At 61.5% G+C, this 12,190-nt stretch carries 11 protein-coding genes; 6 read left to right on the top strand and 5 right to left on the bottom strand.

What is annotated here, in order from left to right:
• Positions 1-408: 408 nt before the first annotated feature.
• On the top strand, positions 409-2,637 hold the full coding sequence (locus BLS60_RS14315) for a catalase (RefSeq protein WP_420848472.1): 2,229 nt from the start codon (positions 409-411) through the stop codon (positions 2,635-2,637).
• Positions 2,638-2,791: 154 nt separating this feature from the next.
• On the opposite strand, the gene BLS60_RS14310 is transcribed toward BLS60_RS14315, so the two are convergent.
• Positions 2,792-3,784 carry a YhdH/YhfP family quinone oxidoreductase gene (locus tag BLS60_RS14310; RefSeq protein ID WP_092369248.1) on the bottom strand — a complete coding sequence of 331 codons (993 nt, stop codon included), beginning with the start codon at positions 3,782-3,784 and terminating at the stop codon, positions 2,792-2,794.
• 36 nt (positions 3,785-3,820) lie between these two features.
• Complete coding sequence (sohB, locus tag BLS60_RS14305) at positions 3,821-4,840, bottom strand: protease SohB (protein ID WP_092369245.1); 1,020 nt, start codon at positions 4,838-4,840, stop codon at positions 3,821-3,823.
• A 209-nt stretch (positions 4,841-5,049) separates the two neighbouring features.
• Here sohB and BLS60_RS14300 point away from each other — a divergent pair, with 209 nt between their 5' ends.
• The 4 genes from BLS60_RS14300 (at position 5,050) to BLS60_RS14285 (ending at position 8,166) form a co-directional block, all read left to right on the top strand.
• A complete protein-coding gene (locus BLS60_RS14300; protein WP_092369242.1) occupies positions 5,050-5,748 on the top strand; it encodes a histidine phosphatase family protein in 699 nt (232 codons plus the stop codon).
• Positions 5,749-5,791: 43 nt separating this feature from the next.
• Positions 5,792-6,103: an SCP2 sterol-binding domain-containing protein gene (locus BLS60_RS14295; RefSeq protein ID WP_042552596.1), complete on the top strand. Its 312-nt coding sequence runs from the start codon at positions 5,792-5,794 to the stop codon at positions 6,101-6,103.
• Between the two features lie 200 nt (positions 6,104-6,303).
• Positions 6,304-7,371, top strand: coding sequence for a phosphotransferase family protein (locus tag BLS60_RS14290; protein ID WP_092369239.1), 1,068 nt, complete (start codon positions 6,304-6,306; stop codon positions 7,369-7,371).
• 27 nt (positions 7,372-7,398) lie between these two features.
• The gene (locus tag BLS60_RS14285; protein WP_070883369.1) at positions 7,399-8,166 is read left to right on the top strand and encodes an SDR family oxidoreductase; all 768 of its coding nucleotides are present in this window, start codon (positions 7,399-7,401) and stop codon (positions 8,164-8,166) included.
• Positions 8,167-8,189: 23 nt separating this feature from the next.
• Here the strand turns inward: BLS60_RS14285 and BLS60_RS14280 are convergent, their stop codons facing one another.
• Entirely contained in the window at positions 8,190-8,837 is a 648-nt protein-coding gene (locus BLS60_RS14280) for a hypothetical protein (protein WP_092369236.1), read from the bottom strand.
• A gap of 98 nt (positions 8,838-8,935) precedes the next feature.
• Here BLS60_RS14280 and BLS60_RS14275 point away from each other — a divergent pair, with 98 nt between their 5' ends.
• On the top strand, positions 8,936-9,721 hold the full coding sequence (locus BLS60_RS14275; RefSeq protein WP_070883371.1) for a TSUP family transporter: 786 nt from the start codon (positions 8,936-8,938) through the stop codon (positions 9,719-9,721).
• Here BLS60_RS14275 and nudC read toward each other — a convergent pair.
• Complete coding sequence (nudC, locus tag BLS60_RS14270; RefSeq protein ID WP_092369233.1) at positions 9,689-10,519, bottom strand: NAD(+) diphosphatase; 831 nt, start codon at positions 10,517-10,519, stop codon at positions 9,689-9,691. The two genes, BLS60_RS14275 and nudC, sit on opposite strands and share 33 nt — an antisense overlap.
• The gene (locus BLS60_RS14265; RefSeq protein WP_092369230.1) at positions 10,519-12,177 is read right to left on the bottom strand and encodes a FimL-related protein; all 1,659 of its coding nucleotides are present in this window, start codon (positions 12,175-12,177) and stop codon (positions 10,519-10,521) included. Before BLS60_RS14265 ends, nudC begins: the two co-directional genes overlap by 1 nt.
• Between the last annotated feature and the right edge of the window lie 13 nt (positions 12,178-12,190).

Below are 12,190 nucleotides of genomic sequence, written 5' to 3'. Positions count from 1 at the left end.
CTGCTCATCAACTGCCGTAAGTCTTCAGGCAGCTCCTAAGCCAATCGGTCTGCCTTCCTTAGCTGGTGGCTAAATGCCTGCAACCGTTGGGTTAATTACCCTGAACCTAAGTTGTACACGCCCGTTCGATACCCATAGACCTGAGAAGCCCGTGGGTATCGAAGCAGTGCGTCATCAGACCGCTCGATGCCTTGGGGTGACCAAACCACGCTGCGCGCAACCGAGGTGCAGCCACCCCAACAGCCCGATGAGGATATGCAAATGGCTTCGCGCAAACCGTCCAGCCCGAAATCTTCCGCCGACAGCGCTTACCTGAAAAGCGACAGCGCTGCCAATGCGGCGCCACCCGCCGACACCGGCAAGGCCGTGATCGAACAGAAACGCGCCACCGGCGAAACCGTCGACGCCATGCCGCACAATGCCACCAAGGCAGCCGAATACGGCGAGGCTTCTGGCAGGCCGCCCCAGGGTGCAACCGCCGGCTGCCCGTTCAGCGTGGGCGCAAGCACCGTGAGCGAGGCCAATCGCAACGAGAAGACGGGTGATGCGCCACAGCAAGGCGTCAACGCCGCTACCGGCCATCTGCCGAGAGTGCGTGCCGACAGCGGCGGCCAGGGCATGACCACCAACCTGGGTGTGCCGATCGGCGACAACCAGAGCTCGCTGAAAGCTGGCCTGCGTGGCCCGGCGCTGCTCAAGGATTTCATCCTTCGTGAGAAGATCACCCATTTCGACCATGAGCGGATACCCGAGCGCATCGTCCATGCCCGTGGCTCGGCAGCTCACGGCTATTTTGAAACCTACGATTCGCTGCAGGACCTGACCTGCGCCTCGCTGTTCGCCGAAGCCGGCAAGCAAACGCCCGTATTCGTGCGTTTCTCAACCGTGGCCGGTGAGCGTGGCTCCAAGGACACCGCCCGTGACGCTCGAGGCTTCGCGGTGAAGTTCTACACCGACCAGGGCAACTGGGATCTGGTGGGCAACAATATTCCGGTGTTCTTCATTCAGGACGCCATGAAATTTCCCGATCTGGTGCACGCGGTCAAACCCGAGCCGCACCATGGCATGCCACAGGCAGCTTCTGCCCATGACACGTTCTGGGACTTCATCTCGCTGATGCCGGAATCTGCGCACATGATCATGTGGGTCATGTCCGACCGCGGCATCCCGCGCAGCTACCGGATGATGCAGGGCTTTGGCGTGCACAGTTTCCGTTTCGTCAACGCCGCCGGGGAGTCGCACTTCGTAAAATTCCACTGGAGCCCGAAGCTCGGCACTCACTCCCACGTGTGGGACGAAGCCGTGAAAATTTCCGGGGCCGATCCGGACTTTCATCGCCGTGATCTGTGGGAGGCCATCGAAGCCGGCGAATACCCGGAATGGGAACTGGGCGTCCAGATCATCTCGGAAGCCGACGCCGAGTCGTTCAGCTTCGACATCCTCGACTCCACCAAACTGATTCCCGAGGAATTGGTGCCGGTGCGGCCGATTGGCCGCATGGTGCTCAACCGCAACCCGGACAACTTCTTCGCCGAAACCGAACAGGTCGCCTTCTGCACCGCCCACGTCGTGCCAGGTATCGACTTCAGCAACGACCCGCTGCTGGCCGGGCGTATCCATTCCTACGTGGACACGCAGATCACCCGCCTTGGCGGCGCCAACTTCCAGGAGTTGCCGATCAACGCGCCCGTGGTGCCAGTGCACAATAACCAGCGTGACGGCATGCATCGCCAGACCATTCACCGTGGTCGAGTGGCCTACGAGCCGAACTCCCTGGCCGGTGGCTGCCCGTTCCAGAATGGCGAGATGGGCTACATGTCGTTTCCCGAGCCGGTGCAGGGCAATGAAACGCGCGGCAAGCCGGAGAAGTTCGCCGAGCATTACAACCAAGCCAGCCTGTTCTTCAACAGCCAGGCGCCCCACGAGCAGCAACACATCATTGACGCGCTGCGTTTCGAATTGAGCAAGGTGACCGTGCCGGGCATCCGTGTTCGTACCGTGGCGATGTTGCGCAATATCAGCGACACGCTGGCGCAAGGCGTAGCCGATGGCCTCGGCATGCCATTACCCGAACCGCTGCCACGCGCCAACCCAGAGCCAATCGCCGCAGAAATCGACAACTCGCCAGCGCTGTCACTGCTGGCACGGCCAGGAGACGGCAGCATCCGCACTCGTCAGGTAGCCATTCTGCTGGCGGGTGGTGTTGATGCTACGTCGTTACAGGCCGTGTCTGCTGCTCTGCAGGCCGAGGGCGCCGTGGTTCGTTTGGTTGGCCCGCGTGTCGGGCCGTTCACTGCGGCCGACGGCAGCGTGATCGAGGCCGATTGCTCCCTGGAAAACCAACCGGCGCCGCTGTTCGATGCGCTGGTGGTGCCGGATGGTAAAGAGGCCAGCAACATGCTGCAGGCTGATGGCCGCGCCCTGGAGTTCGTGCGTGACAGCTTCCGCCACGGCAAGACTATTCTCGCAGTGGGTGCCGGTTCGACGTTGCTGGAGAAGGCCGATGTGCCGTTGCAGGAGGCGCCTGTCGGCGTCTACATAGGCGACAGCGCTGACCAGCCATTGATCAAGCAATTGATCGACGGCATCGCCCAGCACCGCCATCCAGAGCGCGAGACCGATCCCCCCAAGGTCTGATCCGCTGATACATGAGCCCGGCATCCGCCGGGCTTTTTTTTGCCTTGTTCGCGGTAGGAAGCCGATAATACGGCGGATTGCCTGTATCTGAAATGCAAAACGCCCGGTCATTTACACCGGGCGTTTGCTTCAGCGATGCGCTAAATGGAAGCGTTTAATCCAACCGGACCAGTACCCGGCCGACCTGCTCACCGCGCAAAATCTGCGCGATAGCGGCAGGCAGCTGCGTCAGGCTGACTTCGGTGACCAAGTCATCAAGATTCGGCAATTTCCACTGCAGCGACAGCTTGTCCCACATCGACGCCTTGACCACCAGCGGCAACTCGACCGAGTCGACACCCAGCAAGTTGACGCCACGCAGAATGAACGGCAGCACGCTGGCCTGGAAATCAACACCCGCGGTCAGTCCGCAGCAGGCGACGCTACCGCCATACTGGGTGGCCTTGAGCACGTTGAAGAGAATATCGCCGCCCACCGTGTCGACCGCGCCGGCCCATTGTTCACGCAGCAACGGGCGGTCGGTCCCGCTTTGCAGTTCGAGGCGTGGCACGATCTGCTTGGCACCGAGGCGAGTCAGCAGATCCGCTTGCTGTTCCTTGCCGGTAGCCGCGGCCACGTTGTACCCGAGCGCGCTGAGCAGCATCACCGAAATGCTGCCGACACCGCCGGTAGCGCCGGTGACCAGCACAGGGCCGTCATCCGGTTCGAGCCCGCTACGCTCCAGCTTGTCGATGCACAAGGCAGCCGTCAGCCCCGCGGTGCCGAGAATCATCGCTTCACGCAGCGAAAGCCCCTGAGGCCGTTTGATTGCCCAGCCCGCCGGAATGCGGATGTACTGACCGAAACCGCCTGCGGTGTTCATGCCGAGGTCGTAGCCGGTAACGATCACCTCATCACCTTCGGCGAACTCGGCGGCGCTGGAATGCTCGACCACACCGGCTGCGTCGATCCCAGGCGTATGCGGATAGTGACGGCTGACGCCGCGCTGGCCACTGGCCGACAGTGCGTCCTTGAAGTTGAGTGAGGAGTACTGAACGCGGATCAGCAACTCGCCGGCTGGCAGGTCGGCCACATCGCGCTCAACCACTTGCTGGGCGAAGGCGCCGTTTGCATCAGGTGCTGCCTGTAGCGCGAAAAAACTCGTCATCCAAACCTCCTTCATCCGCCTCGGCGGACGCTGCGGTTACCAGAAACGTTGCTGGCCCAGGCGGCTCAGCCAGGTCAGGGCGAAGCGGTCCAGCGCCACGCTGGCAGCCAGGCCGACACGCTCCTGCAGGGATTTCTTCTGCACGAAGTGCAGCTGGAACAACTCGGCCTCGCGGGCGCGTTCGGCCAGGTACTCGTCGCTGGTCTTCAACTCATCGACCAGCTGTTTCTCCAGTGCAGCCATGCCCAGCCATACCTCACCTGTGGCAATCTCGTCGATCTCCAGCTGCGGGCGATAGCGGGCCACGAAGTTCTTGAACAGCTCGTGGGTAGTTTCCAGGTCTTCCTGAAACTTCTCCCGGCCCTTTTCGGTGTTCTCGCCAAACACCGTGAGGGTACGCTTGTACTCGCCGGCGGTCAGCACTTCGAAATCGATGTCATGCTTCTTGAGCAGGCGATTGACGTTGGGCAGTTGGGCGACCACACCGATGGAGCCGAGGATGGCGAACGGCGCGGATATGATCTTCTGGCCGATGCAGGCCATCATGTAGCCGCCGCTGGCGGCGACTTTGTCGATGCATACTGTCAGCGGGATGCCGGCCTGGCGGATGCGCGCCAGTTGCGACGAGGCCAGCCCATAGCTGTGCACCATGCCACCACCGCTCTCCAGGCGCAGCACCACTTCATCCTGCGGCGTGGCCAGGCTCAACAACGCGGTGATTTCGTGACGCAGGCCATCGGTGGCCGAGGCCTTGATGTCGCCGTCGAAATCCAGCACATAGACGCGGGACTTCTGCTGCGGCTGTTTTTTTGCCTGCTTGGCGGCTTTAGCTTCTTCCTTGCCGAGCGCCTTGAGCTGGTCTTTGTCCAGAATCGACTGTTCGAGACGCTGACGCAGCGCCTTGTAGAAATCGTTGAGCTTGGTCACCTGCAACTGACCACCGCTGCGCCGACCGCGGCTGCGTACCGCAACCAGTGCGACCAGCACGACGATGATGGCCACCACCAGAGTGACTGTCTTGGCCAGAAACCCTGCGTAATCAGCAAGAAACTCCACACTTTTCCCCTATCTATGATCTACGGCCTCTCTTCGAGGTCCTGCGTTGCTCAAGCATACCGACGCCACCTGACCGCGACCAGACAGCGTCGTGGCTTTCGGCATAGCGGCTCAAAGCGAATTCAAACAAACGTATGATTTTTCGTTGACAGCCTCCGGGCATCCCTCCTAACCTCGGCCAACATTCAGGTTCCCGGATTGCAGCGCACGTGGGCAGCATCTATCTCATTCGACATGGCCAGGCATCGTTCGGTGCGCAGGATTACGACGTCCTCTCGTCGCTGGGTGAGCGTCAATCCGTGTTGCTCGGCCAGCATTTGGCACAAACCGGGATGCGCTTCGATCGTGCCTTTAGCGGCAGCCTGCTCAGGCAATCGCACACCGGTCGCTTGGTGCTGGACCAATTGGACGAGGCGCCAGTGCTACAAACCGACCCTGCATTCAACGAGTTCGACGCCGAAGGCGTGATCCGCGCCCTGCTCCCAACGCTGCTGCCTCACGAGCCGAAAGCGGTCGAAATCATGCGCAACGCAGCGCACAATCGCGCGGAGTTTCAACGCCTGTTCGTACGCCTGATGGACACCTGGATCGGCGGCGATTACGACGCGCCGGCGCTACAAAGCTGGCAGGCGTTCGTGGATCAGGTCGCAGGCGGCCTGGAGCGCCTGCTGGCGGGCGCTCCAGCCAGAGAGCGAATTGCCGTGTTCACCTCCGGCGGTACCATCACAGCTTTATTGCATGTGCTGACCGGCATGCCAGTCAGCAGCGCCTTCGCCATGAACTGGCAAATCGTCAACACCTCGCTAAGCTGCCTGAAGTTTCAGGGCGAGCGGGTGACCTTAGCTTCGTTCAACAGCCACGCCCATTTGCAGCTATTGAACACGCCGTCGCTCATCACTTATCGCTGAGCCACGGTCCATGTGCCCCAAACCGAAAACAAAGGAAACCACCATGAGCGTCGCAGACATCGTCCAAACCATGCAGGCCAAGTTCAACCCAAGCGCCGCCGAAGGCCTGGACCTGGTGTTTCAGTTCAACATCGAAGATGCCGACAACCACTACCTGATCGTCAAGGACGGCACCTGTGACGTCAAACAGGGCGACAGCCCAGACGCCAACGTCACCCTGATCATGGACAAGGAAACCTTCAAGGGCATCACCACCGGTGAAACCGATGGCATGCAGGCATTCATGGCCGGCAAGCTGCGCGCCGAAGGCGACATGATGCTGGCGCTCAAGCTGAGCGAACTGTTCCCGGTCTGAGTGCCAGGCCCACGGGTTCTACAACGAAAACCGGAGTCGATGGATTCCGGTTTTTTTTTGGCCTGCCGCGCACGCGTATCAGCCGCCTTGATCCGCCGCCAACAGCCAGATAGATAAGCCCGTGCCGGGCTTGTAGCAGCGTCAAGGGCTGATTAGATTGGCCCGCTCATCACCGCCAACGACAAGTAGAAGGGATAGGGATGACACTCACCGACCGCTCCAGCGCCATTCGCCAAGGCGAGGAACTCGATACGCGTTGTATCGATGGCTATCTCAAGGCCCATATCGCCGACTTGCGTGGCGAACCGCAGATCAGCCAGTTTCCCGGTGGCGCTTCCAATCTCACTTACTTGCTGCGCTATGCCGATCAGGACCTGGTGCTGCGCCGCCCGCCGTTCGGCAGCAAGGCCAAATCGGCCCACGACATGGGTCGCGAGTTTCGCATTCTCAACAAACTGCGAGATGTCTTCCCTTATTGCCCGCAGGCCTTTGTGCACTGCACCGATGAGTCGGTGATCGGCGCCGAGTTCTATGTCATGGAGCGGGTCGAAGGCATCATCCTGCGCGCCGACCTGCCCGCCGAGCTGGCATTCACACCCGCGCAAACGACCACTCTGTGCAAGAGTTTCATCGACCGGCTGGTGGAGCTGCATCAGGTCGACTACCAACGTTGCGGGCTAGGCGATCTCGGCAAACCCGACGGCTACGTGGCGCGCCAGATCAGCGGCTGGAACCAGCGCTACGACAATGCCCGCACGCCGGACGCACCACTGTGGCAGGAAGTCAGAGACTGGCTGCAGGAAAAAATGCCCGCCGATCACCCACAGCCGGCAATCGTCCATAACGATTACCGCTTCGACAACGTGATCCTCGACCCGCAAGACCCGATGCGCATCATCGGCGTGCTCGACTGGGAGCTCACCACGCTGGGCGACCCACTGATGGATCTGGGCAACACGCTGGCTTACTGGATCGAGGCAGACGACCCGGCGCCGGTGCAACTGATACGCCGGCAACCGAGCAACGCCCCCGGCATGCTGACGCGCCAGGCGTTCGTAGACTATTACGCGCAACGCGCCGGCATCGAAATCAATAATTTCGACTTTTACTACATCTACGGGCTGTTCCGTCTCGCTGGCATCGTCCAGCAGATCTACTACCGCTACTACCACGGGCAGACCGCCGACAAGCGTTTCGCCCCTTTCGTGCAGATGAACGCATTGCTCGAGCAGATGGCCCTTGGGGTCACCGCCCGCTCGTCACTTTGACGCCAACCTTTGAGAGAGGCTCACGCCATGTCCAAGACCCAGTTGTTCGACCTCGACGGCAAGATTGCCTTCGTATCCGGTGCCAGCCGCGGGATCGGTGAAGCGATCGCCCACCTGCTGGCTCAACAAGGCGCCGAAGTGATCGTCGCCAGCCGCAAACTGGATGACTGCCAGACGGTGGCCGACGCGATCATCGCCAAGGGCGGCAAAGCCGTGGCGATGGCCTGCCATATCGGTGAAATGGAGCAGATCAAAGCGGTGTTCGAAGAGATACGCAATCGCTTCGGCCGCCTCGATATCCTGGTCAATAACGCCGCTACCAACCCGCAATTCTGCAACGTGCTGGACACTGACCTTGGCGCCTTTCAGAAAACCGTCGACGTGAATATTCGCGGCTATTACTTCATGTCCATCGAAGGCGGCAAGCTGATGAAGGAAAACGGTGGCGGCAGCATCATTAACGTCGCCTCGATCAATGGCGTGTCACCGGGCGAGTTCCAGGGCATCTATTCGGTGACCAAGGCCGCCGTGATCAGCATGACCAAAGTCTTCGCCAAGGAATGCGCGCAGTTCGGCATTCGCTGTAACGCACTGCTTCCCGGCCTCACTGACACGCGCTTCGCCTCAGCACTGACCAAGAATGAGGCGATCCTCAACTTCGCGTTGCAACGCATTCCGCTCAAGCGCGTGGCCGACCCGAGCGAAATGGCCGGCGCAGTGCTTTACCTGGCCAGCGATGCCTCCAGCTACACCACGGGTGTGGCGTTGAATGTAGACGGCGGCTTCCTGTCCTGAAAGCGGTGCCCCGAGTCGGCGCCTTACTGCCAGTCCTGCAGGGCCTGGTGGGCAGCCTGGTTCATCGGCTGTGCCAGCAGGCCGGTGGGCGTGAGGCTGATATTGAACACCGCATCTTCAGCAATCGGCAGGTAAGTCACGCGGCGAGCCTGGGCATCGAACATCAACAGGTCATGCTGGCCCAGGCGCAGCCAGCGCCACAAATCGACGCCATATAGGCTCTGGGTCAATTCAGCCTGCGTGTAACGAGCCTGGGTCTGTTGCTCGATAGCCAAAAAGCGGCTATCGAGCTTTTCGAGGCGATAGCCCGGCTCCAGCCCGATCAACGCCGCCAGCCCTTTCCACTGCAGTAGACGCACATCCAACTGCCAGAGATCACCCTCAAGATTGACGCTGCGCTGAACGCCGTTTTCGAGAATGTCGACCTGATAAAGGTTGCCGCTACGGTGGAAGCTCAGGGTCAGCAATGGCTTATCTGTCGGGTACGGGTCGTAGCGGCTCAAATCGTAAGCCACCAGCCCTACCATCACCGCCAGGGCGAGAAACACCAGCCCGCAGGTACCCCGCAACCAGGCCAGAAACCAGCGCCCGCCGAATAACACCCGAACCGCGACGAACAGCACCAGCAACGCCAGCAGGGCTGTTGCCCAGGCAAGACCGTTGTACTGCATGGAATCAATTCCTTGTGCGAGAAAATGTCGGCATTATGCGCAGCGCATTCCTCTGCGAATAGCGCCGCCACCGCACAATTGGATACAGGTCGCTTTTTATGCCCTTCCCCTTTGAAATGGCTGTCGATCCCACGACGCTGCTACTGCTTGCCCTGGTCGCTTTCATTGCCGGATTTATCGACGCCATCGCAGGCGGTGGTGGCCTGCTGACCATTCCAGCGCTGCTCACCGCCGGCCTGCCGCCGCACCTGGTGCTGGGTACCAACAAACTCAGCTCGACGTTTGGCGCCGCGATTGCCAGCTATACCTTCTACCGTCGCAAGTTGTTCGTACCGCGGCAGTGGCGCAATGCGCTGATCGGCACCGCTGTAGGTTCGGCGATCGGCGCAGTGGTGGTGCATTGGATGCCGGCCGAATGGCTCAATCAGATGCTGCCGGTGGTGGTCTTCGCCTGCGGCCTGTATTTGCTGTTTGGCAAAACGCCAGCGGCCCCGTTGGACGCTGACCGGCCTATCGCTAAAAAGCGGCAGTGGCCACAGAGTCTGAGCCTGGGTTTTTATGACGGCGTGGCGGGTCCAGGCACCGGTGCCTTCTGGACGGTCAGTACGCTGCTGCTTTATCCGCTGGATCTGCTGCGTGCCAGCGGTGTGGCGCGCAGCATGAACTTCGTCAGCAATGCCTGTGCACTGGTGGTGTTCATTGCCGCCGGCCAGGTGGCCTGGGTGCTGGGCTTGTGCATGGGCCTTGCGCTGATGGCAGGCGCCTTCCTCGGCGCACGCACCGCTATCGGTGGCGGTTCGAAATTCATCCGTCCGGTATTTATCGCGGTGGTACTCGCGCTGACCGTACGCCTAGCCTGGCAGCACTGGTTCGGCCAGCCCTAAGCGTCGCGCGACGTACAAATCGATCAGATAACGGGCAATCGAGCGAGATGCCGGCAGAGGTGGCATCTCGTGGATGGAAAACCAGCGTGCGTCTTCGATTTCCGCCTCTTGCCGGACGATCTCGCCACCGGCATAGCGAGCATGGAAGCCGAGCATCAGCGAGTGGGGGAATGGCCAATTCTGGCTGCCCTGGTACTCGATGTCACAGACTTCTACGCCGACCTCTTCACGGACTTCCCGAGCCACGCACTGCTCGACCGACTCGCCGGGTTCGACGAACCCGGCCAGCGTGCTGTACACCCCGGTAACGAAGCGCGGTGAACGGGCCAAGAGTACTTCGTCACCGCGGGTGACCAGCACGATCATGCTCGGCGATAGCTGCGGATACTGGCGCAGGTTGCAGCGTGGGCAATGCATGGCGCGCTCGCCAGCGACCAGTTCCATGGGAGTGGCGCAGCCGCCACAGAATCGATTGTCGCTGGCCCAGGTGCCGATCTGCGCGGCGTAACCGAGCAGTTGGAACAGCTCGCTGTCGCCTTCCAGCATGATCTGTCGCAGCCCCTGCCAGCTGCAGCCTGGGAGTTCGGCCTTGTGGTCGAGTTCGATCAGGTAAAGCGGCTCGCCCCGGAAGTGCCCGAGGCCGTGCTCGGCAATCGCCGGCAAGTCCTGTTTTTTCAACCAGGCGCGTGGAAAGAAAAGCCCGCTGGAATCGCTCAGGAAGTGCTGGCGATGATGTACCACAGCCAAGCCACCAGGCTGTTCACAATCCAGCAGTTCGGGCAACCAGCGAGTCGGCATCACGCCGCTATCTCCTGGCCCAGCGCGCGTACGCTTTCGGTGGCCAGATCCAGCACGCTCGGTTGCGCCAGCCCGGTATCGGCTTCCAGGTAATATTCAAGGCTACTCAATGCATCGGCGAGCACTTCCAGACGCGCTTCTGCGGGCATCTGCTCGGCGTCGAGCATCTGCGTCTGGATGTAGTCGGCACAGGCTCCGACCAGTACCGCGGCGCGCTCCTGGCCAAGAAACCACAGGCCGCCACGCACAGCCTGCAAGCTGAACGGTACGTTGGCGAGGTGCATACGGTCGCCCGCCGCTTCGAGGTAAGCGGTGATCGCCCGTTTCGCCAGGGCCAGCCCAGCGCGGGCTTCATCAAGCACGACAACGCGCGCCTCGAAGAGTTGATGCTGGGCAAAGGTGCACAGCTCTGGCTCGGGCCGCGGCAGGCTGACGCGCTCGCCGCGCTCCAGGGTCGCCACCATGCCTTCGACGTACAGCACAGCGTCTGCCAGGGTGATCAGCTCATCCGCCTCGGCAGGTGTGCCCTCGCACCACTTGTTGACCGTCGGCAGCTGGGTGGCCAGCGAATTGCCGGCCGAGCTGAGCCCAACCATCGCCAGGGTCTTGCTCAGTTTGCCCAGCAGCGCATGCAGGCTGCTCAAGCCATCGCCCTGCAAGGTGCCCCGTTCGATCAGGTCGAGCAGGTCCTTGACGCTGGCCAGCTCCTCGCGAATCGCCGAACTCAGCGAGCGCATGACAGCCTTGCCCGGCCCAGACAGACGCTGGTATTCCTCTTCGAGAAGGTGGTCGGTGAACGGCAGCGCGGTGATGCCAAACAGCTCACGCACCTCAGCAGCCATCGGACCCTGGCCGCCGGAAAGCGCGACCAGATACAGCAGCTCCTTGAGCAGGCTGCGCGGTGGCTCGTAGGCGCCATTGATCAGCATTTGCCGCAATTCGCGGTCGATACGCGAGAACAGCTGCTTACGCGACTTGCGCGGCAACAGCTGCCCATCGTTCTGTGCTTCAAGGGCAGCAGCGCTCAACCAGCACAGGCGCCCGCGGGGCTCGTTGGCAAACAGTTTGTCCAGGCGGCCCATGGCGCGGCCCATCAACTTCATGCTGGCGGCAGGGTTCTGCTCACGGATGAAGCCCAGCAGGCCGACCTGATACATCTGCCGCAGCCGACGGCCTTCGCTCTCCTTCGCCGCAGCATCCAGCGCCGGCGGCGCCATGCGTGGGCGAGCCTGGTCGAGGCGCACGCTGAAAAAGAAGCTCTCCGGCAGCGGCGGTTGCCGGCAGGCCTGGCGCAGATCGTTGATTGCCGGCAGCAGCAGCTCGGGCATCTCTTGACGATGCACATCGAGGCCTTCGAGATAACGGCGCAGCACATGCAGGGCGTTACTCAGCGCCGCCAGTTGAGCGTCGCGCTCCTGACCGACACCAGCGGGAATATCGGTGGCCTGGTCGAGTACTTCCTGGGCAAGCAGCTCGGCGCCGGTCAGCTCGATCAGATTGAGCGTGCCGCGCACCTGATGCAGGTTGTCCACGGCCTGTTGCAACAGGCTGCCGTTATTGCGCTCGACAATGAACTGCTCGAGGCTCGCCTCGGCCTCTTCGATCGTGGCGAACAGTTCGTCGCGAACCAGCCCCAGTGACGATGCTCCAGAAACCATCCGCTATTGTGCC

This window comes from Phytopseudomonas seleniipraecipitans (genome assembly GCF_900102335.1).
In the GTDB taxonomy this organism is placed as follows: domain Bacteria; phylum Pseudomonadota; class Gammaproteobacteria; order Pseudomonadales; family Pseudomonadaceae; genus Aquipseudomonas; species Aquipseudomonas seleniipraecipitans.
The sequence above is the reverse complement of the archived record's forward strand: the minus strand, read 5'-3'. Positions and strand labels throughout refer to the sequence as shown.

Bases quoted from the DNA above. Each gene is read 5' to 3' on its own strand.
- BLS60_RS14295 (WP_042552596.1), top strand. From the start codon at position 5,792: ATGAGCGTCGCAGACATCGTCCAAACCATGCAGGCCAAGTTCAACCCA.
- BLS60_RS14290 (WP_092369239.1), top strand. From the start codon at position 6,304: ATGACACTCACCGACCGCTCCAGCGCCATTCGCCAAGGCGAGGAACTC.
- BLS60_RS14315 (WP_420848472.1), top strand. From the start codon at position 409: ATGCCGCACAATGCCACCAAGGCAGCCGAATACGGCGAGGCTTCTGGC.
- BLS60_RS14280 (WP_092369236.1), bottom strand. From the start codon at position 8,837: ATGCAGTACAACGGTCTTGCCTGGGCAACAGCCCTGCTGGCGTTGCTG.
- BLS60_RS14275 (WP_070883371.1), top strand. From the start codon at position 8,936: ATGCCCTTCCCCTTTGAAATGGCTGTCGATCCCACGACGCTGCTACTG.
- nudC (WP_092369233.1), bottom strand. From the start codon at position 10,519: ATGCCGACTCGCTGGTTGCCCGAACTGCTGGATTGTGAACAGCCTGGT.
- BLS60_RS14285 (WP_070883369.1), top strand. From the start codon at position 7,399: ATGTCCAAGACCCAGTTGTTCGACCTCGACGGCAAGATTGCCTTCGTA.
- BLS60_RS14265 (WP_092369230.1), bottom strand. From the start codon at position 12,177: ATGGTTTCTGGAGCATCGTCACTGGGGCTGGTTCGCGACGAACTGTTC.
- BLS60_RS14310 (WP_092369248.1), bottom strand. From the start codon at position 3,784: ATGACGAGTTTTTTCGCGCTACAGGCAGCACCTGATGCAAACGGCGCC.